This window comes from Rhodobacter sp. P2_H5 (genome assembly GCF_056403335.1).
This window is the reverse complement of sequence record NZ_JBFUFS010000005.1, coordinates 74,080-100,281: the sequence shown is the minus strand read 5'-3', so window position 1 is coordinate 100,281 and position 26,202 is coordinate 74,080. Positions and strand designations below refer to the sequence as shown.

General features: G+C 64.6%; 26 protein-coding genes. 13 read left to right on the top strand and 13 right to left on the bottom strand.

The window, feature by feature from the left end:
* Positions 1-126: 126 nt before the first annotated feature.
* From AC1DVR_RS08395 to AC1DVR_RS08370, 6 genes are all read right to left on the bottom strand, one after another.
* Positions 127-1,152, bottom strand: coding sequence for an extracellular solute-binding protein (locus AC1DVR_RS08395; RefSeq protein ID WP_478000102.1), 1,026 nt, complete (start codon positions 1,150-1,152; stop codon positions 127-129).
* Positions 1,153-1,219: 67 nt separating this feature from the next.
* Positions 1,220-2,053, bottom strand: coding sequence for an ABC transporter permease (locus tag AC1DVR_RS08390; protein WP_478000101.1), 834 nt, complete (start codon positions 2,051-2,053; stop codon positions 1,220-1,222).
* A complete protein-coding gene (locus AC1DVR_RS08385; RefSeq protein WP_478000100.1) occupies positions 2,043-2,954 on the bottom strand; it encodes an ABC transporter permease in 912 nt (303 codons plus the stop codon). The genes AC1DVR_RS08390 and AC1DVR_RS08385 overlap by 11 nt, the downstream gene beginning before the upstream one ends.
* A complete protein-coding gene (locus AC1DVR_RS08380; RefSeq protein WP_478000099.1) occupies positions 2,955-4,019 on the bottom strand; it encodes an ABC transporter ATP-binding protein in 1,065 nt (354 codons plus the stop codon). It lies immediately after the preceding gene.
* A gap of 68 nt (positions 4,020-4,087) precedes the next feature.
* Positions 4,088-5,518, bottom strand: coding sequence for an amidase (locus AC1DVR_RS08375; protein ID WP_478000098.1), 1,431 nt, complete (start codon positions 5,516-5,518; stop codon positions 4,088-4,090).
* A gap of 205 nt (positions 5,519-5,723) precedes the next feature.
* Positions 5,724-6,053: a DUF6476 family protein gene (locus tag AC1DVR_RS08370; RefSeq protein WP_478000097.1), complete on the bottom strand. Its 330-nt coding sequence runs from the start codon at positions 6,051-6,053 to the stop codon at positions 5,724-5,726.
* On the opposite strand from AC1DVR_RS08370, the gene AC1DVR_RS08365 reads away from it, so the two are divergent.
* Positions 6,052-7,107, top strand: coding sequence for an RluA family pseudouridine synthase (locus AC1DVR_RS08365; protein WP_478000096.1), 1,056 nt, complete (start codon positions 6,052-6,054; stop codon positions 7,105-7,107). The genes AC1DVR_RS08370 and AC1DVR_RS08365 overlap by 2 nt on opposite strands.
* Before the next feature lie 243 nt (positions 7,108-7,350).
* A complete protein-coding gene (gene rpoH, locus AC1DVR_RS08360) occupies positions 7,351-8,244 on the top strand; it encodes an RNA polymerase sigma factor RpoH (RefSeq protein WP_478000095.1) in 894 nt (297 codons plus the stop codon).
* A gap of 16 nt (positions 8,245-8,260) precedes the next feature.
* Here rpoH and AC1DVR_RS08355 read toward each other — a convergent pair whose 3' ends face one another.
* On the bottom strand, positions 8,261-9,217 hold the full coding sequence (locus tag AC1DVR_RS08355; RefSeq protein ID WP_478000094.1) for an alpha/beta fold hydrolase: 957 nt from the start codon (positions 9,215-9,217) through the stop codon (positions 8,261-8,263).
* 8 nt (positions 9,218-9,225) lie between these two features.
* Here AC1DVR_RS08355 and AC1DVR_RS08350 point away from each other — a divergent pair, with 8 nt between their 5' ends.
* The 3 genes from AC1DVR_RS08350 (at position 9,226) to AC1DVR_RS08340 (ending at position 11,926) form a co-directional block, all read left to right on the top strand.
* The gene (locus tag AC1DVR_RS08350; protein ID WP_478000093.1) at positions 9,226-10,089 is read left to right on the top strand and encodes a phosphatidylserine decarboxylase; all 864 of its coding nucleotides are present in this window, start codon (positions 9,226-9,228) and stop codon (positions 10,087-10,089) included.
* 1 nt (position 10,090) lies between these two features.
* Positions 10,091-10,867, top strand: coding sequence for a CDP-diacylglycerol--serine O-phosphatidyltransferase (pssA, locus tag AC1DVR_RS08345; protein ID WP_478000092.1), 777 nt, complete (start codon positions 10,091-10,093; stop codon positions 10,865-10,867).
* A 66-nt stretch (positions 10,868-10,933) separates the two neighbouring features.
* A complete protein-coding gene (locus AC1DVR_RS08340) occupies positions 10,934-11,926 on the top strand; it encodes a Gfo/Idh/MocA family protein (RefSeq protein ID WP_478000091.1) in 993 nt (330 codons plus the stop codon).
* Between the two features lie 47 nt (positions 11,927-11,973).
* Here AC1DVR_RS08340 and AC1DVR_RS08335 read toward each other — a convergent pair whose 3' ends face one another.
* Positions 11,974-12,519, bottom strand: coding sequence for a carbonic anhydrase (locus AC1DVR_RS08335; protein ID WP_478000090.1), 546 nt, complete (start codon positions 12,517-12,519; stop codon positions 11,974-11,976).
* 211 nt (positions 12,520-12,730) lie between these two features.
* On the opposite strand from AC1DVR_RS08335, the gene AC1DVR_RS08330 reads away from it, so the two are divergent.
* Positions 12,731-13,123 carry a baeRF12 domain-containing protein gene (locus AC1DVR_RS08330; protein ID WP_478000089.1) on the top strand — a complete coding sequence of 131 codons (393 nt, stop codon included), beginning with the start codon at positions 12,731-12,733 and terminating at the stop codon, positions 13,121-13,123.
* Between the two features lie 22 nt (positions 13,124-13,145).
* Here the strand turns inward: AC1DVR_RS08330 and AC1DVR_RS08325 are convergent, their stop codons facing one another.
* The 3 genes from AC1DVR_RS08325 to AC1DVR_RS08315 all read right to left on the bottom strand — a co-directional run bounded on the left by AC1DVR_RS08325 (position 13,146) and on the right by AC1DVR_RS08315 (position 16,845).
* Positions 13,146-14,978, bottom strand: a complete 1,833-nt coding sequence (locus AC1DVR_RS08325) for a M3 family oligoendopeptidase (RefSeq protein ID WP_478000088.1) — start codon at positions 14,976-14,978, stop codon at positions 13,146-13,148.
* A 104-nt stretch (positions 14,979-15,082) separates the two neighbouring features.
* On the bottom strand, positions 15,083-15,853 hold the full coding sequence (locus tag AC1DVR_RS08320; RefSeq protein WP_478000087.1) for a hypothetical protein: 771 nt from the start codon (positions 15,851-15,853) through the stop codon (positions 15,083-15,085).
* Positions 15,850-16,845: a ligase-associated DNA damage response exonuclease gene (locus tag AC1DVR_RS08315; RefSeq protein ID WP_478000086.1), complete on the bottom strand. Its 996-nt coding sequence runs from the start codon at positions 16,843-16,845 to the stop codon at positions 15,850-15,852. Before AC1DVR_RS08315 ends, AC1DVR_RS08320 begins: the two co-directional genes overlap by 4 nt.
* Before the next feature lie 164 nt (positions 16,846-17,009).
* Here AC1DVR_RS08315 and AC1DVR_RS08310 point away from each other — a divergent pair, with 164 nt between their 5' ends.
* From AC1DVR_RS08310 to AC1DVR_RS08295, 4 genes are read left to right on the top strand one after another with little or no spacing between them, the layout of a single operon-like run.
* On the top strand, positions 17,010-18,422 hold the full coding sequence (locus AC1DVR_RS08310) for a circularly permuted type 2 ATP-grasp protein (RefSeq protein ID WP_478000085.1): 1,413 nt from the start codon (positions 17,010-17,012) through the stop codon (positions 18,420-18,422).
* 3 nt (positions 18,423-18,425) lie between these two features.
* On the top strand, positions 18,426-19,373 hold the full coding sequence (locus AC1DVR_RS08305) for an alpha-E domain-containing protein (protein WP_478000084.1): 948 nt from the start codon (positions 18,426-18,428) through the stop codon (positions 19,371-19,373).
* Positions 19,373-20,182 carry a transglutaminase family protein gene (locus AC1DVR_RS08300; RefSeq protein ID WP_478000083.1) on the top strand — a complete coding sequence of 270 codons (810 nt, stop codon included), beginning with the start codon at positions 19,373-19,375 and terminating at the stop codon, positions 20,180-20,182. Before AC1DVR_RS08305 ends, AC1DVR_RS08300 begins: the two co-directional genes overlap by 1 nt.
* Before the next feature lie 29 nt (positions 20,183-20,211).
* A complete protein-coding gene (locus AC1DVR_RS08295; protein WP_478000082.1) occupies positions 20,212-20,937 on the top strand; it encodes a proteasome-type protease in 726 nt (241 codons plus the stop codon).
* Between the two features lie 5 nt (positions 20,938-20,942).
* On the opposite strand, the gene AC1DVR_RS08290 is transcribed toward AC1DVR_RS08295, so the two are convergent.
* Both AC1DVR_RS08290 and AC1DVR_RS08285 read right to left on the bottom strand, forming a co-directional pair.
* Positions 20,943-21,872, bottom strand: coding sequence for an alpha/beta fold hydrolase (locus tag AC1DVR_RS08290; RefSeq protein ID WP_478000081.1), 930 nt, complete (start codon positions 21,870-21,872; stop codon positions 20,943-20,945).
* Positions 21,869-22,165, bottom strand: coding sequence for an SCP2 sterol-binding domain-containing protein (locus AC1DVR_RS08285; RefSeq protein WP_478000080.1), 297 nt, complete (start codon positions 22,163-22,165; stop codon positions 21,869-21,871). Before AC1DVR_RS08285 ends, AC1DVR_RS08290 begins: the two co-directional genes overlap by 4 nt.
* A gap of 62 nt (positions 22,166-22,227) precedes the next feature.
* On the opposite strand from AC1DVR_RS08285, the gene AC1DVR_RS08280 reads away from it, so the two are divergent.
* The 3 genes from AC1DVR_RS08280 to AC1DVR_RS08270 are packed head-to-tail and all read left to right on the top strand — an operon-like array spanning position 22,228 to position 26,157.
* On the top strand, positions 22,228-22,788 hold the full coding sequence (locus AC1DVR_RS08280; RefSeq protein ID WP_478000079.1) for a tetratricopeptide repeat protein: 561 nt from the start codon (positions 22,228-22,230) through the stop codon (positions 22,786-22,788).
* Entirely contained in the window at positions 22,789-25,827 is a 3,039-nt protein-coding gene (locus tag AC1DVR_RS08275) for a helicase-related protein (RefSeq protein ID WP_478000078.1), read from the top strand.
* On the top strand, positions 25,828-26,157 hold the full coding sequence (locus AC1DVR_RS08270; RefSeq protein WP_478000077.1) for an RNA-binding S4 domain-containing protein: 330 nt from the start codon (positions 25,828-25,830) through the stop codon (positions 26,155-26,157).
* Positions 26,158-26,202 lie beyond the last annotated feature (45 nt).

The following is a 26,202-nucleotide window of genomic DNA, read 5'->3' as shown; positions in this document are numbered from 1 at the left end:
GCACTTTGTCCAAATACTCTCGGAAGGGGTGTGGGGAGGGCAGACAGCCCTCCCCACGCGTGAGGGGTCCGGGGAGGGGCAAGACCCTCCCCGGCAGGCCCGGGGGAGCAAAGCCCCCGCGCAGGATTACTTGTTCAGCTCGGTCCAGATCGCGGTGATATAGTCCTGGGCCTTGCCGGTGCAGCCCAGCAGGAAATGACCCTTGTCCTTGAACTCGGCCGGAATGACGATCTCCGGCGCGTCCTTCATGTCGGCGGGCATGAAGGCCTCCGATCCGGAAATCCCGTTCGCATAGCGCGCGAAGGCCGAGATCAGGGCGGCATTCTCGGGCTCGGCGATGAAGTTCAGGAACTTGTAGGCCTCATCGACGTGCTTGGCGTCCTTGAGCAGGGCAACCTGGTCCATCCACAGCGGGAAGCCCTCTTTCGGATAGCCGTATTTCACATCCGGGTTGGCCAGACGGGCGCGGAAGATCGCACCGTTCCAGTAGAGCGAGGCCATGACGTCGTTGTTCGACATCTTCTCGGTCATGCCATAGTCCATCGACAGCCATTTCGGCTTGGCTTCCATCAGCTTGTCGCGGACCTTCTTCATCAGTTCGGGGTCTTCCGAACAGGGCTGGCCGCCCATGTACATGGTGGCCATCGACAGGACGTCGTTCATTTCCGGCGTCACGTTGACCTTGCCCACCAGTTCCGGCGGCGGGTCGAGGAAGATGGCCGAAGTGTTGATGTCGCCCGAATAGGCCTTCTGGTTCACCGCCATGCCGGTGGTGCCCCATTGCCACGGAATCGTATAGGCGCGGCCCGGATCATAGGCCACGTCCATCCACTCGGGCGCGATGTTCTTGTGGTTCGGGATCTTCGACAGATCCAGCGGCACGATCAGGCCCTTCTCGACATAGATCTTCACGAAGTTGGCCGAGGGCACCACAAGGTCAAAGCCCGAGCCGCCGGCCTCGACCTTGGCGAGCGCAGTGTCGTTGCTGTCGTAATCGGTGACGGTGACCTTGATGCCGGTCTCGGCCTCGAATTTCTTCAGAAGCTCGGGGTTGGTATAGTCGCCCCAGTTGTAAAGCTGCAGCTCGCCTTCGGCATGGGCAAGGCCCGCGGTCGCCAGCAGCAAGGCCACGGTCGAGAGTAGTTTCTTCATCTCAGTCTCCCTGTGTTTTTTATCGGTTCGTCGTCTTTTGGGTCGTTGGATCAGTCGTCTTTTCGGATCAGTCTTTCTTGCGCGTCATCAGGAAAAACAGCGTCAGCAGCAAGACGGTCAGGGCCAGCAGCACGGTCGAGATCGCGTTGATCTCGGCGGTGACCTGGCGGCGGATCTGGGCCAGCATATAGGTCGGCAGGGTGTCCTGCCCGGCGGATTTGACAAAGACCGTGATCACCACGTCATCGAGCGAGGTGACGAAGGCCAGCATCATCCCGGCAAAGATCCCCGGCAAGAGCAGCGGCAGGGTGACGTAGCGAAAGGTCTGCCAGGAACTGGCGTAAAGATCCGCGGCGGCGGTTTCCAGCGTGGTGTCCATGCCCTCCAGTCGCGCCCGGATCGGCAGATAGGCGAAGGGGATGCAGAAGGCAGCATGGGCGGCGATGAGGTATCCCATGCCCGAATAATCCGTCGCCTGCTTGATCATCGCAAAGAAGATCAGCAAAGCCACGGCCGAGACGATCTCAGGCACCATCAGGGGCTGGTTGATCATCACATAGATGAAGGTCTGGCCCTTGAAGGCCTTCCTGCGCGTTGTACCGAGGGCAGCCAGCGTCGCCACGAAGGTCGAGATCACCGCCGCCGACAAGGCGAGGTAAAGCGAGCGGATCGTGGCATCCTGCACCTCAGCATTGGCCCAGGCGACGCTGTACCATTGCAGAGAGAACCCCTCCCACTGCGACACCGACTTGCCGGCGTTGAAGGAGTAGATCACCAGCATCAGGATCGGCAGGTACAGGGCCACGAAGACCAGCACCGCCACCGTGTTGAACCCCGGAAGGCGCGAGATGACAAAGCCCTTCCGGGGCGCCATCTTCTGGGCCATCACGTCACTGGCCATGTTTGACCTCCCGGTTGGCGTAGCGGACATAGACCAGAAGCGCCCCGGTCACGATCACCAGCAGCGTCACCGACAGGGCGGCGCCCAGCGGCCAGTTGCGGCCCTGGCCGAACTGCAGTTCGATGTAATTGCCGATCATCATGTTCTTGCCACCGCCGAGCAGCCGCGGCGTGACGTAAGCCCCCAGCGAGGGCACGAAGACCAGGATCGAGCCCGCGATGATCCCCGGTTTCACGATCGGCATGATCACCCGGCGCAACACCTGAAACGGGTTGGCGTAAAGATCATAGGCCGCTTCCAAGAGGCGCATGTCGAAACGGTCGAGGGCGGCGAAGAGCGGCAGCACCATCAGGGGCAGGTAGACGTAAGTCATGCCGACAAAGACTGCCATGTCGGTGTAGATCATGTCCAGAGGCTGGCTGATCAGGCCCAGATGCGTGAGGACCGTGTTCAGAAGGCCCTCTTTCCGGATGATCTCGTTGATCGCGAAGGTGCGGATCAGAAGGTTGGTCCAGAAGGGAATCGTGATCAGGAACAGCCACATGGCCCGCGACTTCGGCGACCGCGTCGCGATGAACCAGGCGGTCGGGAAGCCGACCAGAAAGGTGAAGACCGTGGTCAGGATCGACAGTTTGACCGAGCGCCAGAAGATCGTCAGGTTCGCATCGGCCCAGGCCAGCGAATTGTCGAAGATGTCCCGCGTGAACAGGATCCCCTGCCAGGCATCCAGCGAGAACTTCCACTCCACATTGCCATACTTGCCCGGCTGCAGGAAGGAATAGACCACCACGATCAGAAGCGGGCCCACCGCCGCCAGGGTCAGAAGCACCAGCGCCGGGGCCGACAGAAGCCAGCCATTGCGGGTGGATTGGCTTTCCTTGGCCTGTTCAGCGGGGCTCATTCAATCCTCCAGCACTTGGAGGGCTTCGGGCACGAAGCGCAGACCGACCCTTTGGCCGATGGCCAGATCCGCCTCGCCATTGGCCGGGCTTTGCAGCCGGGCCACGACCTCGGTGCCATCGGGCAGCGCCAGGTGGCAATGGGTGTCGGTGCCGAAATAGACCAGGTTGGTGATCTTGGCGGGCAGGGCGTCAGGCTCGTTCTCGGCCACAAGGCGGACCTGTTCGGGCCGCACGGTCAGGGTGACGCGGCCGGTATTGCAGGGCGGGGCCGCGATCAGGATGCCGCAGTCGAGGCGGTAGAGATCGCCCTCGCGCGTGGCGGGCAGAAAGTTCGTCTCGCCGATGAAGCTGGCGACAAAGCGGTTGACCGGTTTGGTATAGATCTCCTTCGGCGAGCCCACCTGTTGCAGCTTGCCGGCCGACATGACGCCGATCCGGTCGCTCATCGTCAGGGCTTCTTCCTGGTCGTGGGTCACGAAGATGAAGGTGATCCCGGTTTCCAGCTGCAGCCGCTTCAGCTCGATCTGCATTTCCTTGCGCAGTTTCAGGTCGAGCGCGGACAGCGGCTCGTCGAGCAGCAGCACCTTGGGCGAGGGGGCCAGCGCCCGGGCCAAAGCCACCCGCTGTTGTTGGCCGCCCGACAGCTGGCTGGTCTTGCGGTTGGCCATCGCCTGCAGTTTGACCAGGGCCAGCATGCGGGCGACGGTGGCCGTGACCTCGGCCTTGGGGCGGCCCAGCATCTGCAGGCCGAAGGCGATGTTCTGCGAAACGGTCAGATGCGGAAACAGGGCATAGCTTTGAAACACCGTGTTCACCGGCCGCTTGTTGGGCGGCAGGGTGGTGATATCGGCGCCCTCCAGAAGGATGGTGCCATCCGAGGGCATCTCGAACCCGGCGATCAGGCGCAACAGCGTGGTCTTGCCGCAGCCGGAAGGCCCGAGCAGCGTGAAGAACTCGCCCTTGCGGATCTGCACCGACACGTCATCCAGCGCCCTGACGGAGTGATCGCCCTGGCCGAAGGCCTTGACGATGTTCTTGGCTTCGACAGCAAGTATCTCTGTCACCGCGTGCTCCCTGTTATTTTGATCATATTGCGCGGGGGCTTTTGCCAGTTGCAAATGATTCTTTCCTGTCAGGCAACAAGTTTGGGCCTGAGCGCCGCCCAGGGTTGTGCCAGCTCCAGTTCTGCACAAAGCGCGATCAATTCCTCGTCCGCGCCGTAAGGGGTGGCGAGGTGGATGCCGATCGGCAGCCCGTCGCTCGACATGGCCAAAGGCAGCGAGGCTGCAGGCTGGCCCGAGGCGTTGAAGATGGCGCAGAAGGGCGAATAGGCGAAAATCCCTTGCGGCCCAACACGGTAGTTCAGGTAATCGGTCGTGGTATGCGCAAAGCGCCCGACCTTGGCCGCAGGTTCGGCGAGCGTGGCCGACAGGATCACGTCGCAGGCGTCAAAGGCATGGGCCATCTGGCGGCCAAAGGCGTGGATCTCGCCCACCGCCTCCAGATAGCGCAGGGGGGACAGGCTTTCGGCATGGGCGACAGCGCCGCGGCCCACGCCCTCAACCAGATCATCGGTCAGGGGCCGGCCATGCAACCCGCCGCGCACCGACAGGGCGGTGCCGACGGCGACGATATCGGTCCAGGCCCGCATCATCATCGGCACATCGGCTTTCGGCAGGCCTTGGGTGACGGTGTGGCCCAGGCTTTCCAGCAGGCGTCCGGTGGCGCGGACGGCCTCGGCCACTTCGGGGTGGATCTTCTCGCCGGTGAAGCTGGTGTCGCAGAGCATCACCCGCAACCGGCGCGGCGGGCGGCTGATCGCATCGGCATGGCTGGTGGCAAGCGGCGGGGCGACATAGGGCGCGCCAAGATCGGGGCCGGAACAGGCATCGAGCATCCGCGCCGTATCGCGGACCGAGCGGGTCAGGAACCCGTCGATCGACATGCCCGCCCAGCCTTCGCCGGAAAAGGGCCCGTCGGGCAGGCGGGCGCGGGTGGGTTTGAAGCCGAACAGCCCGCAGGAGGCAGCGGGAATCCGCACCGAGCCGCCGCCATCCGATCCATGGGCAAAGGGCACGATCCCGGCGGCCACCGCAGCCCCCGCGCCGCCCGAAGACCCGCCCGAGGTATGGTCCAGGTTCCACGGGTTGCGCGTCGGCCCGCCATAGACGGCGCTTTCGGTGGCGGCGCCGATGCCACCCTCCGGGCTGGTGGTGCGCCCGAAAGTGACGACTCCGGTCTCGCGGATCCGTTCAAAAATCGCCGAGTCGCCGGAATAGACCGTGTTGGCGAAGAGGCGCGAGCCGTTGTGCGAGGGGAAATCCACCGCCTCGCAGCCGAGGTCCTTCAGAAGGAAGGGCAATCCGCGGAACGGCCCGCGCGGCAGGCCCTTGGCTATGGCGCGGCGGGCGGCGTCTTCCTGCACCAGAACCACGGCGTTGAGCGCGGGGTTGACCGCCGCAACCTTGGCCAGGGCTGCGTCCAGAAGCTCGGTCGGCGTCACCTCACCCGAGGCCACCATGCCGGCCAAGGCCGTGGCGTCCTGTGCCAGAAAGTCGATCATCAGAAGTCCCCTTCGCTGTCATGCCGCGCCGCCGTCCTGTGGGAAGGCACGCTTTTGGGGGATCGTGGGGGCTGAGACCTGCAGAGTCCGCCCCGCTTGCGCCGTGAAATGTCGCATTCGGTCCCCGATGGCCGGCAGCTTGGCCGCTTGCGGGATGCGGCGCAACCCTGTGACAGATCGGGTTCTCCGATCAGGGGGGCCGGGATCAGGGGGCGGGCGGCTTGACCGCCACCTCCTGCCAGAACTTGCCATCCGCGCCGAAGACCATGATCCGGTTGTCGGTCGTCACCACCGCGACCCAGCCCGACCCCATCGTCACCGCCGCCGCCGTGGCCCCCGCCGGCATCTGTAGGGCAGGCGGCAAGGACGGATGCGCGCCCGGATAGGCGCCCGGCACCGGCAGTCGCGTGACAAGCAGCCAAACCACCGTTATGACACCGCCGATCAGGCTGAGCGTCAGGGCAATCACCAGCGCTTGCAGCCAGCGCAGGGCGGGCGGAAGCCTCACCTCGGTATCTTCAGGAGTTTCGGCCATGGTCCCCTCTTTCGCAAATGACGACCTGCCCGAGGAGGATGCACTCTACATCACCATCCCCGAGGACGCGCCTGCGCGCCTTGATAAGGCGCTGGCGCTCTTTGTGCCAGAGGAGGCGGCGCTGTCACGCTCGCGCCTGGCCCGGATGATCGCCGAAGGCGCGGTAAGCCGCGAGGGTCAGCCCGTCACCGATGGCAAGGCCAAGGTCGCCGAGGGCGAGACCTACCGCATCCAGCTTGACCCCGCCGTGGCGGTGGAGACCTTGCCCGAAGATATCCCCCTGTCGGTGATCTGGGAGGATGGCGACCTGATCGTGATCGACAAGCCCGCTGGGATGGTGGTGCATCCCGCCCCCGGCACGCCGAACGGCACGCTTGTCAACGCGCTGCTGTTTCACTGCGGCGATACCCTGTCCGGCATCGGCGGCGAGCGGCGCCCCGGCATCGTTCACCGCATCGACAAGGACACCACCGGCCTGCTGGTCGTGGCGAAATCCGACCGCGCGCATCATGGATTGGCCAAGCAGTTCGAGGAACATACCGTCGCCCGCCGCTACCTCGCCGTGGTCCACGGCAAGCCCGACGCCGGCGACCCCCGCCTGCGCGGGTTGCGCGGCATCACGGTCGAGGCGGGGGGAATCATCCGCATCGCCACCGAACTGGCCCGCCACAAGACCGACCGCCAGAAACAAGCCGTGGTCTGGGATGGCGTGGGCCGCCATGCCGTCACCCGCACCCGGGTCATGGAGAGCTTCCACGGCGCGGCCTCGCTGGTCGAATGCTGGCTGGAAACCGGGCGCACCCACCAGATCCGTGTGCATATGGCCTATGCCGGCCACGGGCTGATCGGCGATCCGACCTATGGCGGCACCCGCAAGCTGGCGCCCAAGACCTTTGGTGCTGCGGCCGATGTCGCAGCCAACTTCCCGCGTCAGGCCCTGCATGCCGCAACCTTGGGCTTTGACCACCCGGTGACCGGCGAAAGGCTCGACTTCGCCTCGCCCCTGCCGGCCGATTTCACCGCCCTTCTGGAGGCCCTGCGCGGCACGGTGTAAGGCCAGCCCCGCCCCTCGTGCATTTTCGCACCAAGACCCTGCCGGCTCGCGCAGATTGTGCGCTGGTATTTAGACTCGAACCAGTTCACACTTTGTCAACTCATACATGCATACCGTTCCGCAGAAGTCGGAATACAGGCATGTTAGGGCAGGGGTCTTGAACCATGGGTCAGTGGTTCATACCTGATCAACTCTTTATCCCGGGGGCGCTATCGCACCGGAATGTCACAGGGGGCGTCGAATATGAGCACCTATGCAAATCTGCCGGCACCAAGCCCGGAACAGGGGCTTAACCGGTATATGCAGGAAATCCGCAAGTTCCCGCTGCTGGAACCTGAGGAAGAATACATGCTGGCCAAACGGTGGGTCGATCATCAGGACACCCAGGCCGCACACAAGATGGTCACCTCGCACCTGCGCCTCGCGGCCAAGATCGCCATGGGCTACCGCGGCTACGGGTTGCCGCAGGCTGAGGTGATTTCGGAAGCGAACGTTGGCCTGATGCAGGCGGTCAAGCGCTTTGATCCCGAAAAGGGCTTCCGTCTGGCCACCTATGCCATGTGGTGGATCCGCGCCTCGATCCAGGAATATATCCTGCGCTCGTGGAGCCTGGTGAAGCTCGGCACGACCTCGGCCCAGAAGAAGCTGTTCTTCAACCTGCGCAAGGCCAAGGCCAAGGTTGGCGCCCTGGAAGAGGGCGACCTCAGGCCCGAAAACCTGGCRCAAATCGCCAAGGACCTGTCGGTCAGCGAGGCGGAGGTCATCTCGATGAACCGGCGCCTGTCGGGCGGCGATGCCTCGCTCAATGCCACGGTCGGCAGCGAAGAGGGCGGCAGCCAATGGCAGGATTGGCTGGAAGATGAAGACAGCGATCAGGCCGGCGACTATGCCGAAAAGAACGAATACGACACCCGCCATGCCCTGTTGACGCAGGCCATGTCGGCGCTGAACGAGCGTGAGAAAGATGTGCTGACCAAGCGCCGCCTGGCCGATACCCCGGTCACGCTGGAGGAGCTGTCGGAAGCCTATGGCGTCAGCCGCGAGCGCATCCGCCAGATCGAGGTGCGCGCCTTTGAAAAGCTGCAGGAGCGGATGCGCCAGCTGGCCCTGACCAAGGGCATGGTGGTTCCGGCCTGAACCGGGACGCCGCGCTTCAGATCCCGCGCAGAAAATTGGTCACGGCGCCAAAGACTTCGGCGTCGTGACCGACCCAGACATGGCCGCCGGTCGGGTAGATCACCAGCTTGGCGCCCTGCACCTGAGCCGCGATATGGCGCGCGGCCTCGGCGGTGCCGAAGCGGTCATCCTCCACCGAAATCGCCAGCGTCGGTGCCGTGATCCGGTCCAGATCCATGGGTTTCGGGTTCCCCGCCAAAGCCGCATCGTTCAAAAGACCGCGCCGCTTGGCGCTGACCGGCAAGATGCCGCGCAGGATGGCGCGCACCCGGGCCTGTTCGGCTGCCGGGGCCGCGTGGATCAGCGCAGGGTCGGTGGCCAGAAGCGTGGCGAAAAGCGGGTCCTCGGCCAGTTCCATCCCGGCCCAGAACAGAAAATCCGACCCCAGCGCGTATTCCATGATCGCTGCCCCGAGCTTCGTGGGCCGCATCGGCTTGCGCCCCGGCACGAAAGTGGCCGGCACGATCGCGACCAGACCCGCACAGCGCGCGGGGTGGCGGATCGCGAACTGGATCGCACTCAACGCGCCGGCGGAACCGCCGAGCACCGGCACCCGGTCCAGCCCCAGCGCATCCAGCAGCGCCGCCAGCGCGTCTGCCTGCGCTTCGGACGAGGCATCCGCCGGAAAATCCGACCCCAGATAACCAAAGCGCGAGGGGGAGATGACGCGAAACCCCGCCCGCGCCAGGGGGGCGGCAAACAACAGCCCCTGATCAAAGCCGCCGCCGGTGCCATGGACCATCAAGGCCGGAGGGCCTTGGCCCGCCTCGGCATATTCCACCGCGCCGAACCGGGTCGCAATGACCTGACTGGCGCCCGTAATCTTGGCCCGCGCCCGGGCCAGATCCGCCACAAACCGGTGCCGGACCACTCCGCCCGACACCGCTGCCAGCGATCCCAGACCCAGAAGGAACAAGGCCATGCGTCGGTTCATCAGATCCCATGCTCCGCAGATTGCCCTCAGCTTGGCCCCGGAGCGTGACCCGCGCCTTGATTCAAATCATCGGGGCAAACCCGTGGCGCCGCCCGGCCCGCGCGCCCCCTCCGGCGGGAGTTTCGATTGAACTTCAGCCCGCCCCCGCGTATCACCGCCCCAACAGCCAGGAGCCGCCCATGACCATGTTGGAGACTTTCATCAAACCGATGCACCGCGAGGGCTGGCGTTTTGTCGGCATCTTTGCGGTGATCACGCTTGTGCTGTTCCTGATCTGGGAGCCGTTGGGTTGGCTTGGCGTCGGGCTGACCGTCTGGTGCTATTACTTCTTCCGCGACCCCAAACGCTCGGTCCCGCTGGATGATACGCTGATCCTGTCGCCGGCCGATGGCGTGATCTCCTTGATCGAGCCGGCGGTGCCGCCGGTGGAACTGGGCATGGGGCCGCAGGCGCTGACCCGGGTTTCGGTCTTCATGTCGGTGTTCAACTGCCATGTGAACCGGATGCCGGTGGGCGGCAAGATCGAGGCGATTGCCTATCGCCCGGGCACTTTCGTCAATGCCTCGCTCGACAAGGCCTCGGAAGACAATGAGCGCAATGCTTTGCTGATCTCGATGGAGGATGGCACCAAGGTCGCCGTCGTGCAGATCGCGGGCCTGGTGGCGCGGCGCATCCTGTGCTTTGCCAAGACCGGGCAGTCCTTGCGGGCGGGCGACCGCTTCGGGCTGATCCGCTTCGGCTCGCGACTGGACGTGTACCTGCCGCCGGGTGTGGCGCCTCTGGTGGCGCTGGGTCAGACGATGATCGCTGGCGAAAGCATCATCGCCGATCTGTCGGCGCAATCCCCGGCGCGTCTGGCGCGGAGGGAATGAGATGAGCGAACAGCCCCGCAGCGGATCCGAACTGAACCTGGTGCAATTGCTGCCCAATCTGATGACGATTTCGGCCATGTGTTCCGGCCTGACCGGCATCCGTTTCGCGGTGACGGGGGATTTCAAGGCCGCGGTGGGCATGATCCTGGTGGCCGCCGTGCTGGACGGGCTCGATGGCCGGGTGGCGCGGCTTTTGCGCAGCGAAAGCGAGATCGGGGCCGAGCTCGACAGCTTGGTGGATTTCGTCAACTTCGGCGTGGCCCCGGGGCTGATCATCTACCTCTGGGGCCTGCATGGGCTGCAAAGCGGCGGCTGGATTGCGACGCTGATCTACGCGACCTGCTGTCTTCTGCGCCTCGCGCGGTTCAACATCGGCAACCGGATGCAGATCGAACGCGCGGCCGAGAACCCGGGGGAGAAACCCTCGGGCAACTTCACCGGCGTGCCCTCGCCCGCAGGCGCCATGCTGGCACTTTTGCCCTTGTGCTTCGCCTTCATGGCGCCCGAGACCGCCCCGCTTCCCGCGCCCCTGCTCGCGGTCTGGATGGTGCTGGTCGGCGGGCTGATGATCAGCCGGATCCCGACACCCTCGTTCAAATCGGTCACCGTCTATGCCGAGAATGTCCGTTTCGTCATCGTCGGTTTCGTGGCCTTGGTCGCTGCACTTCTGACCTTCCCCTGGGAGACGATGGTGGTGATCGAGATCGGTTACTGCGCCATTGTGATCAAGTCGCTGTGGCTTTTCCGCAAGAACCGCAAGGGTTTGCGCGGGCTTTAGCGACTTGCCGCTTGCCGAAGCCGCGCGAAGTTCCTAGCCTGCCAAAACCCTTGGGAGGAGACAGCAATGGCTGCGGTGAAGTGGGGCGTCCTGGGCGCCGCGAAGTTTGCACGGGAACATATGGCGCCGGCGATCCATGCCGCCAAAGGGGCCGAGCTTTTCGCGCTGGCCACCCATTCGACCGAAAAAGCCGCGCCTTTCATCGAGTTCTGCCCCGGCATCAAGATCCACGATTCCTATGACGCGCTTCTGGCCGACCCCGAGGTCGAGGCGGTCTATATCCCGCTGCCCAACCACCTCCACGTCATCTGGACTCTGAAGGCCTTGGCCGCGGGCAAGAACGTGCTGACCGAAAAGCCGATTGCGCTGCATGCGCGCGAGATCGACCAGATCATCCACGCCCGCGACGCCGCGAAGAAACTCGCCGCCGAGGCCTATATGATCGTCTTCCACCCGCAGTGGCAGCGCGCCAAGCAGCTGGTCGAAGAAGGCGCCATCGGCAAGATCACCCATGTCGACGCGGCGTTTTCCTATGACAACCGCTCTGACGTGACGAATATCCGCAACCGCGCCGATGCCGGCGGCGGTGGCATCCGCGATATCGGCGTCTATACCTATGGCTCGGTGCGCTATGTCACCGGGGCCGAACCGGCCGAGCTGCAAAGCAAGGTCCGGCGCGAGAATGGCGTCGATGTCTGGGCCCAGGTCTTCAGCGTGATGGGCGGGCCGCAAGGCCGTTTCACCTATTCCGCCATGACCTCGATGCGGCTGTTCAACCGGCAGGAAGTGGTCTTCCAGGGCGACAAGGGCATGATCCGCGTCGCCAACGCGCCCTTCAACGCCGGGGTCCATGATCAGGCCCAGCTGGAATTGCATCAGCCCGGCCAGAAGGTCACGATCGAGCGGTTCCCCGGCGTGAACCAATATGTCAACCAGGTCGAGGCTTTCAGCCGCTCGGTCCGCAATGGCACGCCTTATCCCTGCCCGCTTGAGTTTGTTCGCGGCACGCAAGCCATGATCGACCGGGTGTTCCAAATGGAAAGCACCGTCACGCTGTAAGGCGCAACGGGTTGAAGAAGGCCGGGTAGGGTGCCCGGCCTTTGGCTTCAGGCGGTCGGGATGAGGTCCTGGACCGTGCCGTCCAGCGCCATCAGGAAGCCGCGCACCTTCAACTCGGGAAAGCGTTTGCCGGCTTCCTGCTTGAACGCCTCCAGCACGCGGGTATGGACGGCGGTTTCCAGTTCGGGCGTCGCCACGGCCTCCTCGCCATAAGCGAGCTTGTAGGCGCCGCAATCGCGGTGGTCGATCACCATGATCTCTTCGACCTTGTGCAGTTTGACCGCGAGGCCGACATGGTCCCAGAAGACCTGATGCCAGGCGGCGAATTTCTCGTGCATCGCGCCCAGCGAGGCCCCGGCGAGGACGACATGGTCGTATTCGTCATGCATGGCGTGGCCGTCCATATAGCGGACCAGGTCGTCCACCAGCCGGAAATCCATGCAGGACAGCATGATCGCCTCGGCCTTGCCGCTGGCGCGCAGGGGCGAGGCGACCGAGACCAGGCTCATCCCCGCACCAAGCGACATGATCTTCATGAAATTGCGCCGCCCGAGCTTGGCGTGCTGCTGGCAGCTGTCGTCATTCTGGCACATGGGTCCTCCCGGTTTTTGGCGGTCAAGGCCCCAGACTAGGGCAACTTCCTTGCGCAGTGGTAAATCCGGGCAAAGTGTTCGGCCTTTTACGCATTTCCCGCTGCAAGACCCGATGCAGATCAAATCAGATATCCAGTCCAAACATGCTCCAGATCAAGGCGGGCGGAGGGAGGCTCTGTCAGGGTCAGCGCAACCTAAACTGGAGAATGCCATGAAAAAACTGCGCAGCCTGTACCTGATTGCCGCCGATGACGGCTTCCGTCTTGTCCATACCCATGAGCCTGACCTGGCCGAGATTTCGCTGAACCGGGAGGAAGCTTCGGCGGGCGGGGCGCCGGGGCTGGAGGCCGGCGGGTCCGACACCAAGGTCGACGAGGAGCGTCAGCGCTTCTGCCGCCATGTCGTGGCCGCGCTGGAGGCGGAATGGGCCAAGGGCAGCTACGATCAGATCGTGATCGCCGCCGGCCCCAGGCTTTTGGGTCTGTTGCGCGCGGCCCTGCCCAAGGCGCTGCATGCCCATGTGGCGGCAGAACTGCACAAGGATCTGCTGAACATCCCGCTGCACGATCTGCCGTCACATTTCAAAGAAGTATCAGAGGCTTGAAGCCAAGTCTTGAAGCAGTGGATTAAGCCTCCATCGCCTCAAGCTCGTCGATGAAGCCTGCGATCATGCTCAACCCGCGGTCCCAGAACTTGGGGTCGCTGGCGTCCAGACCGAAGGGCGCCAGAAGCTCCTTGTGGTGCTTGCTTCCACCCGCCTTCAGCATCTCGAAATACTTGTCCTCAAAGCCCGGCAGCCCCTCGGCATAGGTGGCGTAAAGCGCGTTCACCAACCCGTCGCCGAAGGCATAGGCATAGACGTAGAACGGCGAGTGGATGAAGTGGGGGATATAGGACCAGAAGGTCTCATACCCGTCCATGAAGTCGAAGACTGGACCGAGGGATTGCGCCTGCACCGACATCCACAAGGCGTTGATGTCGTCGGGCGTCAGTTCGCCATCGGCGCGGGCGGCGTGGAGTTTGCATTCGAAATCGTAGAAGGCGATCTGGCGGACGACCGTGTTGATCATGTCCTCGACCTTGCCGGCGAGGAGGGTCTTCCGTTCAGCAGGGGTCTTGGCGTTGTCGAGAAGCTTGCGGAAGGTCAGCATCTCGCCAAAGACGCTGGCGGTTTCGGCCAGCGTCAGGGGGGTGGAGGAGAGAAGCTCGCCTTGCCCCGCCGCCAGGACCTGGTGGACACCGTGACCGAGTTCATGGGCAAGGGTCATCACGTCGCGCGGTTTGCCGAGGTAGTTGAGCATCACATAGGGATGCACAGTGGTCACGGTCGGGTGCGCGAAGGCGCCGGGGGCCTTGCCGGGTTTGACGCCGGCATCGATCCAGCCCTTGGTGAAGAAGGGCTCGGCAATCTCGGCCATGCGCGGGTCAAAGGCGGCATAGGCGGAGCGGACGGTTTCCACCGCCTCCTCCCAGCCGACGAGGCGCGGGGTTTCCTCGGCCAGGGGCGCGTTGCGGTCCCAGACCTGCAGGCGGTCAAGGCCCATCCATTTCGCCTTCAGCTTGTAGTAGCGGTGCGAGAGCTTCGGGTAGGCCGCCACGACGGCATTGCGCAAAGCCTCGACCACTTCGGGTTCGACGTGGTTGGCGAGGTGGCGGCCAGCCTGCGGCGAAGGCATCTTGCGCCAGCGGTCGTGGATTTCCTTTTCCTTGGCGAGCGTATTGTGGATGCGGGCGAAGAGTTTGACATTCTTTTCAAAGACCTCGGCCAGGGCATGGGCGGCAGCCTCGCGCTTCGGGCGGGCCGTGTCGGTCAGAAGGTTCAGCGTCGCTTCCAGCGACATCTCCTCCGGCTCGCCTTTGACCGAGAACATGAGACCCGCCATCGTCTCGTCAAAGAGCTTGTTCCAGGCCGAGGCGCCGACGACGGAAGTGTCGTGCAGGAACTGTTCCAGCTCGTCGGACAGTTGGTGCGGGCGCATCGCGCGCATCCGGTCGAACACCGGTTTGTAGCGGGCGAGGGCAGGGTTCTCGGCCAGAAGATTGGCCAGATGGTCGTCTTCCAGCCGGTTGAATTCAAGGGAGAAAAAGACGAGCGAGGCGGTGAAATCGGTGATTTCGCCCTCGGCATCGGCCATGAACTTGGCGCGGTCGGAATCCAGCGTGTTCTGGTAGTAGCGCAGGCCGGCATAGGACATGACGCGGCCACCGGTGGTCTCGATCCGCTCATAGGTCTGGACGCAGTCGAGCATGGCTTCGGCTGAGAGGGTGGCGAGCTTGCCCTGATAGGTTGCGGCAAAGCCGGCGCAGCTTTGCTTCAGCCAGGACATGTCGCGGGCGAATTCGGCGCTGTCGGGGCTGGGATAAAGGTCGGTCAGGTCCCAGTCGGGCAGCGGGCCGAGGTTGCCGGGGGCGGAGCCTGCGGCGCTGGCATCGAGAAGCGGGCGGAATTTGGTGAACATCGGAACCTCATCTGGCTTTGGTCCTATGTAGGGGGGCGGGGGCGGATTTGAAACCGCGATTTGCCACAGTTCGGCGTGAACGGCGGGCCGGGGAAGATGGATATTCAGATCTGGATGAAATGGGAGAGCGGCGTGGCGCGGTCGGGGGTGAGGGCGCGGTGCCAGGCGACCAGCTGGGGTTCGATGAGGTCGAAGCCGGATTTGCGGCGGGTGTTGGGGGTGGTGCCCTGGTGGGCGATCTCGAAGACGAGGGTCGGGGTGACCTGGCGCAGGGGGCCGAAGCGGTCGGTGGTGTTGGCGCGGACCCAGGCCAGGATCTCGGGCGTCTCCGGCAGGGTGAGGCGGAGTTTGGTGAGCGGGATCAGGCCGTTGCCGTGGGGCAGGGCGAAGGTGGCCTCGGGGGCGGCGGGGTTGATCAGGGTCAGGATGGCGAGGCAGGTGCCCGGGGTTTGCGGTGCCTCCTGCGGGGGGGGCAGTTTCGCGCGGAAGGTGCCGGCGGCGAGGCGGTTGAGGATCAGCCGCGCCGAAGGGGGCAGGCGGCGGGCGAGGGCGAGGTAGGGCGCGGGGCCGGTGAGTTGCGTGAGGGACTCGGTCAGGGTCGGGGGCGTGCCGGTTGGGGCGGGGAGGAGCAGGGCCGCGAGTTCCGCCTTGTCGGGGCAGGCGTGCAGGCAATGGTCCAGCAGGAAGGGCGGGGTATCGGTCGCCTCCGCCACCCAGGCCAGCAGCATGACGGCGGAGGCGATGCGTTTCGGGCGGCTGCCGGAGAGGAGGGCGCGGGCGGCTGCGGCCTCCTGTGCTCCGACCTCGGCCGCATAGGCTTTGAAGCGGACTTCGGTCGGGGTGCCTGTGGCGAGGAGATCTGCGAAGCGGATCATGGCAGGGCGCGAGACTGCAGGCCCTGGGCTGCGAGGTGCTGGCTGAAGGCTTCAGTATAGCCGTGCATGGTCAGGACCTGGGCCGCGCCGGTGGCCTTTACGGCGGCATTGAGGCCGGGCCAGTCGGCGTGATCGGACAGGGTGAAGGCGGCGGAGGTGCCTTTGCGCCGGGCGGCAAGGGTCATCCAGCCCGAGGCGGCAGCGGTCTCATGCGGGCCAAGGCCAAGCGCCCAGTCGCTGGCCATGGCGTTGGGCGTTGCGATGACGAGGGCGCCGGCGGGCGGCGGGGCATCGGTCAGGGGCAGGGTCGGCGGCAGGGCATAGCCTTGAACGCGCAGGATTTCTGTTACCGATTCCACCACGGGATGGGTGCAGATCGGGCCAAGGCCGGCGAGCCCTGCCATCAGGCGCTGCGCCTTGCCGAAGGAATAGGCGAGGAGGACGGAAGCCCGGCCCTCGGCGGCATTCCTTTGCCACCATTGGGTTATTTCGGCCAGAACCTCCGCCTCCGGCCGCCATTGGAAGATCGGCAGGCCGAAGGTGCACTCGCTGAGGAAGGTATCGCAGCGCAAAGGCTCGAAGGGTTCGCAGAGCGCATCGGCCTCGGTCTTGTAGTCGCCCGAGACGACCCAGACTTCGCCTGCATGCTCGATCCTGATCTGTGCGGAGCCGGGGACATGGCCGGCGGGATGGAAGCTGACGGTGACTTCGCCGATCTGGCGCCGCGCGCCATAGGCCAGACCCTCCGCGCTGATCTTGCCCAGACGGTGGCGAATCACGGGAAGTGCCTGATCGGTGCAGAGATAGGCGCCCATTCCGCGCGCCGCATGGTCGGAATGGCCATGGGTGACAAGGGCGCGCGGCACCTTTCCCATCGGGTCGATGTGGAAATCCCCCGCCGGGCAATAAAGCCCCTGTCGGGTCGGAATGATCAGCGGGCTGGGCGACATTGCGGCAGTATAAAGCGCATTTGCCGGGCATTTCACCCGCATTCGGCGGCCCTCCGTCGCAATGCCTTGCGGGAGCCGCAAGATTTCAGGTGCTTGTTGCGTAACTTTTGGGCAGTGTTGAAAGAAAACGCTGTTTTCTCGCGCCTTCCCCTTCCCGCTGGCGCAACGGGTGGGTTTACTGGCCTCAGACAGGAAAGGTCGCCAACATGACCAAAAGCTTCAACGAGATGTATCTCGAAAACGCCGTGCGCCCGCCTTATGCCCAGCTTGAGGCCTGGATGCGCACCATGCCCGCCGAATTGCGCATCCAGAAACAGGCCGAGGCCGAGGCCTTGTTCCGCCGCATCGGCATCACCTTTGCGGTCTATGGCGAGGGCGGTGACCCGGACCGGTTGATCCCCTTCGACATGTTCCCGCGCGTCTTCACCCATAACGAATGGGCGCGGCTGGAACGCGGCATCAAGCAGCGGGCCCGGGCGCTCAACGCCTTTCTGGTCGATGTTTACGGAAGGGGCGAGATCATCCGCGCCGGGCGCATCCCTGCCAACCTCGTCTACCAGAACGCGGCTTATGAACGCGCTGTTGTGGGATTCGTGCCGCCGATGGGGGTCTATTCCCATATCGTGGGCATCGACATCGTGCGCACCGGGCCGAACGACTTCTTCGTGCTCGAGGACAATTGCCGCACGCCCTCAGGCGTTTCCTACATGCTGGAAAGCCGCGAGATGATGATGCGGATGTTCCCCGACCTGTTCCGCGAAAACCGGATCGAGCCGGTGGACCGCTACCACGAACTTCTCCGCCGCACGCTGACCTCGGTCGCGCCGATGAAATGCCAGGGTGACCCGACCGTGGTGATCCTGACGCCGGGGCATTACAATTCGGCCTATTACGAGCATTCCTTCCTCGCCGACCTGATGGGGGTCGAACTGGTCGAGGGGCAGGATCTGTTTGTCGAGGGCGAGTTCGTCTACATGCGCACGACGCAGGGGCCGAAGCGCGTCGATGTGATCTATCGCAGACTTGATGATGCCTTCATCGACCCGCTGTGCTTCCGCCCGGATTCGATGCTGGGCGTGGCGGGGCTGATGGATGTCTACCGTTCGGGCGGGGTGTCGATCTGTTCGGCGCCGGGGGCCGGGGTGGCCGACGACAAGGCGGTCTACACCTATGTGCCGGAAATGGTGCGCTTCTATCTGGGCGAAGAGCCGATCCTGAACAATGTGCCGACCTGGCAATGCGCCAAGGCCGACGATTGCAAATATGTGCTGGAACACCTGCCGGAGCTGGTGGTCAAGGAGGTTCACGGCTCGGGCGGCTACGGCATGCTGGTCGGGCCGAAATCGACCAAGGCCGAGGTCGAGATGTTCCGCGCCAAGATCGAGAAGGACCCTTCCAACTACATCGCCCAGCCGACGCTGGCCCTGTCCGCCACGCCGACCTTTGTCGAAGAGGGTGTGGCGCCGCGTCATGTGGACCTGCGGCCCTATTGTCTGGTAGGCGAGAGGATAGAGTTGGTGCCGGGGGGGCTGACACGGGTGGCCCTGACGGAGGGATCACTGGTCGTGAACTCCTCTCAGGGTGGCGGCGTCAAGGATACCTGGGTTTTGGCGGAGTAAGTCATGCTATCAAGAACCGCTGATAACCTTTACTGGATCGCCCGCTACATGGAACGCGCCGAAACGGCGGCACGCTCGCTGGAGGTGGGGGCGCGGATCTCGCTTCTGCCCTCGGCGCAGGGCTATCGCAACGAATGGGATTCGATCCTGCAATCGACCGGCACGCAGGAGGCCTTTGCCCGCAAATATGACGAGGCGGTGCAGCGCAACATCGAAAGCTTCCTGTTCTTTGACCGCGACAACCCGTCTTCGGTGGCCTCCTGCATCACCCAAGCCCGCGAGAATGGCCGGATCGTGCGGACGGCGCTGACGGGGCAGGTGTGGGACGCGCTCAACACCGCCTTTCAGGAGTTGCGCCAGATCGAGCGCACCCCGCGCAGCCAGCTGGAACTGTCGCGCCTGACCGACTGGACGATGAAACACGCGGCCATGGTGCGCGGCGCCATCGACGCGACCCTCTTGCGCAACGACGGCTACGACTTCCTGACGCTCGGCTACGCTTTGGAGCGGGGCGATGCGACGGCGCGGCTGATGGATGTGAAATACTACGTCCTTCTGCCGCGAATGGGCGTGGGCTCGGGCGTGGACAATGACCAATGGGCGATGATGCTGCGCGCCCTGTCCTTGAACCGGGCCTTCCATTGGGCCTATGGCGGCGAGGTCACGGCGCAGAAGATCGCGCATTTCCTGATCCTGAACCCGCACTGCCCGCGCGCCCTGATCACTTGCGTGACGGATGTGAACCAGCACCTGAGCCGGATCGCCAAGATCTACGGCAAATCGACCGAAGCACAGGACAAGGCCGCGGCCCTGCAGGCCGAGCTGGACGGGCTGACCTCGGAAGCGATCTTTGAAGAGGGCCTGCACGAGTTCCTTGGCCGGTTCATCATCAACACCGCCGAAATCGCCGGGATGGTCCACAACACCTACCTTTCGGGAGACATGCGCTGATGCTGCTGCTCATCGACCATGTGACGCTTTACCGCTACGACAGCCCGGTGCGCGGCGTGGTGCAAAGCCACCGCCTGATGCCGACGGTCCACGAAGGCCAGCAGGTGCTTGACTGGGAGGTCACCGTCTCGGGCGGGGTCAAGGGCGGCGGCTTCCGCGACGGGGCTGGCGATTGGGTGCAGGGCTGGAGCGTCAAGGGCCCGGTCAGCGAGATCGAGGTGCGGGTGCGCGGCCGGGTGGCAACCTCGGATACCGCGGGCGTGCTGCGCGGTCACCGCGAACTTGCCGCCCCCGAATGCTATCTGGGCGAGACGACCGCCACCGAACTGACCGGCGGCCTGATCACGCTGGCCACCGTGGCCGAGGGGATTGATAACCGTTTGGCCATGGCCCACGCCCTGTCGCGCGCGGTGTCCGAGGCGATCGCCTATCGCCCCGGCTCCACCCATGCCCGCACCACCGCCGCCGAGGCGCTGGAGCAGGGCGAGGGCGTCTGTCAGGACCACACCCATGCGCTTTGCACCATCGCAAGGGCCAACGGGATTCCGGCGCGCTATGTCTCGGGCTATCTTCTGGCTGACGCCGAGGGCGAGCCGCACGAAGCGGCACACGCCTGGGCTGAACTGCATATCCCGGGTCTCGGCTGGGTCGGATTCGACCCGTCAAACGAGTGTTGCCCGGATGACCGCTACGTCCGGTTGGGTTCGGGCCTTGATGCCCGCGAAGCCGCCCCAATTCGCGGCTCTGCGCGCTCCAGCGGGGCAGAAAGCCTTGATGTGACGGTTGCGGTTCTGGCAACGCAGCAATAGGGTCACCCCATCGAACCGGGGAAGTAAGAATGACCTATTGCGTGGGGCTGCTGCTGAACGAAGGCATCGTGATGCTGTCCGATACCCGCACGAATGCGGGGCTCGACAATATCTCGACCTATCGCAAGATGTTCTTCTTCGAGGAACCGGGCGAGCGGATCATCTGCATCATGACGGCGGGTTCGCTGTCGGTGACCCAGACCACCATCGCCCGGCTGCAGGACGCGGTCGAAGACCCGGATTCGACGGAGGAAACCTCGATCCTGAAGGCGCCGACCATGCTGAAGGCCGCCACCATCATCGGCAACATGCTGGCCGAGGTGCGCGGCGAGATCGACGAGAAGCTGAACGCGATGAAGCAGGGCGCCACCGCCAGCATGATCGTGGCCGGCCAAAGGCGGGATGGCCCGATGCGGTTGTTCCTGATCTATCCCGAGGGCAATTTCATCCAGGCGACCGAGGACACCCCCTTCCTGCAGATCGGCGAGCACAAATACGGCAAGCCGATCCTTGACCGCGTGGTGAAGATGACGACCTCGCTGGCCGATGCGCAGAAGGCGGTGCTGTTGTCGATGGATTCGACGCTGCGCTCGAACCTGTCGGTCGGGATGCCCCTGGATCTGTGCGTGATCGCCAAGGACGCGCTGAAGGTCACCAGCCGCCGCCGCATCGAAGCCGGCGACGAGGCGTTTCGCGAAATGAGCGAGGCCTGGAGCCGGGCTTTGCGCGACGGCTTCACCCAGATCAACATCTGACGGCCTCAGCCCCGGGCGTAATGCGCCACGGCTTCGGTCAGAAATCCCTCGCGCAGGGCAGGGCGCTCCATCAGAACTTCGTGTTCGGCGCCCTCGACCAGCATGAGCTTGCCGCCGGGCCAGTTTTGCATCCTGCGGAGGATTGGCCGCGGGTCAACCACCCGCTCCTGACTGCCCAAGGCGCAGAGGCAGGCGATACCCGGCGCAGGCAAGAGGCTGAGCGCGTGGCATTCGACCAGCGCCGCCCGCAGCCAGCCGAGGCTCGGGCCCCCCAGCGACAGTTCGGGATGGGCCAGCGCCTGCTGCTTCATGTAATCCCACATCACCGCATCGGTGGTCAGCGTGTTGCCGGCAAAGGGCACGTCGGTCACATAGGTCTTGGGCCCGGTGCCGGGGGTGTAAAGGTGGTCAAAGCGCAGGTGCCGCGACAGGGCCGAGAGGACCTCGGCCAGGGGTTTCTGCCAGGCGGGGATCAGGATGCCCCACATCGGCGCGGTGAAGGCCGCCGTCCGGAAGGGCAGGTTGCGCATCAGCCCGCGCAGGCCGATGCAGCCCCCCATCGAATGGGCCATCAGATGCCAGGGCTCGGGCAGGCCGCGGGCGCGGGCAAAGGTCAGAAGCGCGTCAAGATCGCTCTGATATTCCGCAAAATCAGAGACATGACCGACCATCCGGTCCGGCAGGGCGCGGTCCGACATGCCCTGACCGCGCCAGTCGATCGACAGGGTCGCATAGCCCGCCTGCGCCAGAAATTCCGCGGTGCGGCCGTATTTCTCGACATATTCCGACCGGCCCGGCAGCAGAAACACCGTGCCCCGTGCAGCACTGGCGTTCCACAAGCCTGCGCGCAGACGGGTGCCGTCGGCGGCGTGCAGCCAATCGGCCTCGGCCTCCTCCGGGCCCTCGGCCAGCGCGTTGTAGAGCGGGGCGCTCAACTCAGGACCTGTCCCAGCTTCATCGCCAGACCCATCGAACCATCCACGCTCAGCTTGCCCGACATGAAGGCGCTGGTGGCCGAAAGCTCGCCCGCGATCAGGGCCTGAAAGACTTCGGTCGTGGCGGTCAGGGTCACATCGGCCGGTTCATCCCCCGCCCGTGCGCCGTTCTGGTCGAACATGATCGTGCCTTCGCCGATCAGGACGAATTTCGCGACACCGTCAAAGCCCGCGGCCTTCTCGGCGGCCTTTGCCGAAAGCATTTCCACCGCCGCGTCGATCACTTTGCTCATTCCTGTCTCCTTCGTGAGGTGGGGGCTCTGGCATTTCCGGCGCCATGCGTTACCTTGGGGTTATGAAAGCCCTGCGACGCCTTGCCAATGGCCTGCTTGTCACGGTTCTGCTGATTGTAGCAGGGCTGATGCCGGCCCTTGCCGATTCCAAGCGGCTGGACGACCTGTTTCAGCAGCTGCAGACCGCGACTGATGAAGAAGCGGGCCAGATCACGCAGGAGATCCTGCTGGAATGGTCGAAATCCGGCTCCGCCTCGATGGACCTTCTGTTGCGGCGCGGCGAGGGGGCGATGGCGGATGGCGATGCCAAGACCGCGATCAACCATCTGACCGCCCTGATCGATCACGCGCCCGACTTTGCCGAGGGCTATAACGAACGCGCCATCGCCTATTACCAGATCGGCCAGTTCGGTCTGGCGGTCGCCGATATCGCCAAGACCCTGTCGCTCAACCCGCGCCATTTCGGCGCGCTGGCCGGGCTGGGGATGATTTTTGAACAGCTGAACGAGCCTGACAAGGCATTGGAAGTCTACCGCGAGGCCCTGAAGCTGAATCCCCATATGACGGATGTGGCGAAGTCGGTGAAACGGCTGGACGCCAAGCTCGGCGGTCAGGAGCTGTAAGTGCAAGAGCCTTCACGGGTGACGGCGGTCCTTGGGCCGACCAACACCGGCAAGACCCATTATGCCATCGAAAAGATGCTGTCGCACCGCACCGGGGTGATCGGCCTGCCGTTGCGCCTGCTGGCGCGCGAGGTCTATGACCGCGTGGTGGCGCTGCGCGGCCCCTCGGTGGTGGCGCTGATCACGGGCGAGGAGCGGATCATCCCCGACCGCCCGCATTACTGGGTGGCGACAACCGAAGCGATGCCTCTCGAGATTGGCGCCGATATCGTCGTGGTCGACGAGATCCAGCTTTGCGCCGACCCTGAACGCGGCCATGTCTTCACCAACCGGCTTCTGCATGCGCGGGGGTTGATCGAGACGCTGTTCTTAGGCTCGGACACGATGCGCCCGGCGATTGCGGGGCTGATCCCCGGCGTGCAGTTCGAAAAGAAGCAGCGGTTTTCGACCCTGACCTTCGCAGGTTCGAAAAAGATAAGCCGTATGCCGGAACGCTCGGCCATCGTCGGCTTCAGTGTTGAAAATGTCTATGCCATCGCCGAGCTGATCCGCCGCACCAAGGGCGGGTGTGCGGTGGTGATGGGCGCGCTTTCCCCGCGCACCCGCAATGCGCAGGTCGCGATGTATCAGAACGGCGATGTCGATTACCTCGTCGCCACCGATGCCATCGGCATGGGGCTGAACCTTGATATCAAGCATGTGGCCTTCGCCTCAACCTCGAAATTCGACGGGCGGCGGATGCGGATGCTCAACACGCAGGAGATCGGCCAGATCGCTGGCCGCGCTGGGCGCCATACCGAAAACGGCACCTTTGGCGTGACCGGCGAGGCGCGCCCCTTCGACGAGGAAGAGATCGAGGCGATCGAGGCGCACAAGTTCGATCCGGTGCGCAAGCTGATGTGGCGCAATGCCGATCTGGACTTCGGCTCGGCCGAAAGGCTGATCCGCTCGCTGGAACTGCCGACCTTCAACCCCTGGCTGTCGCGCGCCAGGGATGCCGATGACGTGCTGGCGCTGAAATACCTCTCGGGCCTGCCGGAGGTCGTAGGAAAGCTGACCAGCCCGCAAAGGGTGCGGCTCTTGTGGGATGTCTGCCGGGTGCCGGACTTCCGCAACGCCTCGGACAACGAACATCTGACGCTCCTCGCCCGAATCTTCGACTTTCTCACCGGGCGCGGCCTGTCGCAGACGCGCATCCCCGCCGATTGGCTGAAGAAAGCCATCGAACGAATCGACAAAGCCGGCGGCGACATTGATACAATCTCCAAACGATTGGCCTATATCCGCACCTGGACCTATGTTGCGCAACGCAAAGGCTGGGTCGAAGACGAAAGCCATTGGCGAGACGAGACGCGTGCAGTAGAAGACCGCCTGTCAGATGCCCTGCATCTGGCTTTGACGCAAAGATTTGTTGACCGGCGCACGTCAGTGCTGTTGCGGCGGTTGAAGCAGAAGGAGACCCTCGTGGCCGAGGTGAATGACAAGGGTGAAGTCACGGTGAGTGGCGAATTCGTGGGTAAGCTGGACGGGTTCCGGTTCCGGCAAGACGCGACCAAGTCACCGGAAGAGGCGCAGACCCTGCGCACGGCAGCCCTTGCGGCATTGAAGCCCGAATTCCATCTGCGCGCAGACCGCTTCTACAACGCCCCGGACACTGAGATGGATTACACCACTCAGGGCGGGCTGATGTGGGGCAACTCTGCCGTGGGCAAGCTGGTCAAGGGCGGTGAATCGCTCCGCCCGCAGGTCGAGGTTTTTGTCGACGAGGAAGCCGGCCCCGATGTGGCCGACAAGGTGCGCCGCCGCGCGCAGCATTTCATCGACCGCAAGATTGCCGCCCTCTTCGAGCCCCTCGCGGCGATGAGCCGGGACGAGGCGCTGACCGGGCTGGCCCGCGGCTTCGCCTTCCGTCTGGTCGAGGCGATGGGCGTCATCCCGCGCGATGAGGTCGCAAACGATGTCAAGGCGCTGGATCAGGACGCCCGTGCCGCCCTGCGCAAGCATGGCGTGCGGTTCGGCCAGTTCACCATCTTCCTGCCGCTGCTGCTGAAACCGGCGCCGACGCGGTTGCGTCTGGTGCTGTGGAGCCTTTGGAACGGCTTGCAGGACTTCCCCGAAAGCCCGCCTCCGGGCCTCGTGACGATCCCGAACCTGGCCGAAGTGCCGCGCAGCCATTACACGTTGTCGGGCTACCACCCCTCGGGCACCCGGGCGATCCGCATCGACATGCTGGAACGTCTGGCCGACATCCTGCGCACCAAGGACAGCCGTGTGGGCTTTGAGGCCACGCCGGACATGCTGTCGATCACCGGCATGACGCTGGAACAGTTCGTCGATCTGATGGGCGGTCTGGGCTACAAGGGCGAGAAGGGCGAACGCGTCAAGGTCAAGGCCGCAGCCCCGGTGGTTGAGGTCAAGGCCGAGGAGCCGGTCTCGCTGAACCCGGTGCCCGAAGAGGTCTCGCTGATCAACCCGGTGCCGGAAGAGCCTGTCGTGGTGGCCGAAGCCGTCGAAGGCGAGGCTGCGGCGGAACCTGTCGCCGAACCGGCGCCGGAAATGGAAAGCTTCGTCACCTTCACCTGGGCGCCTAAGCCGCGCCCGCGCCCGGAACGCGCCGAGCGTCCGGCCCGCCCGGCCCGCACCGAACAGGCGGGCGAGCCGCGCGGCGACCGCGCCCCGCGCTCGGGTGGCCCGCGCAACGATCGCGGCCAGCGTCGCGATGCAGCACCCGCCGCGCCTGCGGTCGAGGGCGAAGCCGCCGCAGTCCCCGCCGAGGCCAAGCCGCGCCGCGAAGGTGGCGACCGGGGTGGCTACAAGGGCAAGCCGCGCGATGGCCAGGGCGAGCGTCCGCAAGGCGATCGCGGGCAGGGCGAGCGTTCTCAGGGCGACCGCAAGCCGCGCCCGAAGGATGGCAAGTACGACGCCAAATCCGATGCCAAGCCGCAGCGCAGCTTTGAAGCGCGGCCGCCGCGGGCGGAAAAGCCGGTCGATCCGGACAATCCCTTCGCTGTTCTGGCAGCGCTCAAGCTGAACAAGTGATTGGCGGGGCCCGGGGCAAAATCTCGGACCTTTGACAGCCCGAAACTGCGGCTGGACAAATACCTGTGGCAGGCGCGCTTCTTCAAGGGGCGCGACCTCGCCGCCGAGGTGGTGACCGGCGGCCATCTGCGCCTCAATGGGCAAAGATGCGTCAAGCCGGGCCATGCGGTCGGCCCGGGCGATGTGTTGACCTTTCCGCAGGGCAACCGGATCCGGGTGATCCGCATCCTGTCTTTGGGGCTCCGACGCGGCCCGGCGCCCGAAGCGCAGGCACTCTATGCCGACCTTGATGCGCCAGAACCGCCGGAAGAAGCTTCGTCTCTTGAATGATCGCCGCGCCTCGTCTAGTCAGACGACGCGGAATTCTGAGGATTG

Excerpts from the sequence above, each read along its gene's own strand:
- AC1DVR_RS08395 (WP_478000102.1), bottom strand. The coding sequence starts at position 1,152 with ATGAAGAAACTACTCTCGACCGTGGCCTTGCTGCTGGCGACCGCGGGC.
- AC1DVR_RS08390 (WP_478000101.1), bottom strand. The coding sequence starts at position 2,053 with ATGGCCAGTGACGTGATGGCCCAGAAGATGGCGCCCCGGAAGGGCTTT.
- AC1DVR_RS08385 (WP_478000100.1), bottom strand. The coding sequence starts at position 2,954 with ATGAGCCCCGCTGAACAGGCCAAGGAAAGCCAATCCACCCGCAATGGC.
- AC1DVR_RS08375 (WP_478000098.1), bottom strand. The coding sequence starts at position 5,518 with ATGATCGACTTTCTGGCACAGGACGCCACGGCCTTGGCCGGCATGGTG.
- AC1DVR_RS08365 (WP_478000096.1), top strand. The coding sequence starts at position 6,052 with ATGGTCCCCTCTTTCGCAAATGACGACCTGCCCGAGGAGGATGCACTC.
- AC1DVR_RS08370 (WP_478000097.1), bottom strand. The coding sequence starts at position 6,053 with ATGGCCGAAACTCCTGAAGATACCGAGGTGAGGCTTCCGCCCGCCCTG.
- AC1DVR_RS08355 (WP_478000094.1), bottom strand. The coding sequence starts at position 9,217 with ATGAACCGACGCATGGCCTTGTTCCTTCTGGGTCTGGGATCGCTGGCA.
- AC1DVR_RS08350 (WP_478000093.1), top strand. The coding sequence starts at position 9,226 with ATGCTCCGCAGATTGCCCTCAGCTTGGCCCCGGAGCGTGACCCGCGCC.
- pssA (WP_478000092.1), top strand. The coding sequence starts at position 10,091 with ATGAGCGAACAGCCCCGCAGCGGATCCGAACTGAACCTGGTGCAATTG.
- AC1DVR_RS08340 (WP_478000091.1), top strand. The coding sequence starts at position 10,934 with ATGGCTGCGGTGAAGTGGGGCGTCCTGGGCGCCGCGAAGTTTGCACGG.
- AC1DVR_RS08335 (WP_478000090.1), bottom strand. The coding sequence starts at position 12,519 with ATGTGCCAGAATGACGACAGCTGCCAGCAGCACGCCAAGCTCGGGCGG.
- AC1DVR_RS08330 (WP_478000089.1), top strand. The coding sequence starts at position 12,731 with ATGAAAAAACTGCGCAGCCTGTACCTGATTGCCGCCGATGACGGCTTC.
- AC1DVR_RS08325 (WP_478000088.1), bottom strand. The coding sequence starts at position 14,978 with ATGTTCACCAAATTCCGCCCGCTTCTCGATGCCAGCGCCGCAGGCTCC.
- AC1DVR_RS08320 (WP_478000087.1), bottom strand. The coding sequence starts at position 15,853 with ATGATCCGCTTCGCAGATCTCCTCGCCACAGGCACCCCGACCGAAGTC.
- AC1DVR_RS08315 (WP_478000086.1), bottom strand. The coding sequence starts at position 16,845 with ATGCGGGTGAAATGCCCGGCAAATGCGCTTTATACTGCCGCAATGTCG.
- AC1DVR_RS08310 (WP_478000085.1), top strand. The coding sequence starts at position 17,010 with ATGACCAAAAGCTTCAACGAGATGTATCTCGAAAACGCCGTGCGCCCG.
- AC1DVR_RS08305 (WP_478000084.1), top strand. The coding sequence starts at position 18,426 with ATGCTATCAAGAACCGCTGATAACCTTTACTGGATCGCCCGCTACATG.
- AC1DVR_RS08300 (WP_478000083.1), top strand. The coding sequence starts at position 19,373 with ATGCTGCTGCTCATCGACCATGTGACGCTTTACCGCTACGACAGCCCG.
- AC1DVR_RS08295 (WP_478000082.1), top strand. The coding sequence starts at position 20,212 with ATGACCTATTGCGTGGGGCTGCTGCTGAACGAAGGCATCGTGATGCTG.
- AC1DVR_RS08285 (WP_478000080.1), bottom strand. The coding sequence starts at position 22,165 with ATGAGCAAAGTGATCGACGCGGCGGTGGAAATGCTTTCGGCAAAGGCC.
- AC1DVR_RS08280 (WP_478000079.1), top strand. The coding sequence starts at position 22,228 with ATGAAAGCCCTGCGACGCCTTGCCAATGGCCTGCTTGTCACGGTTCTG.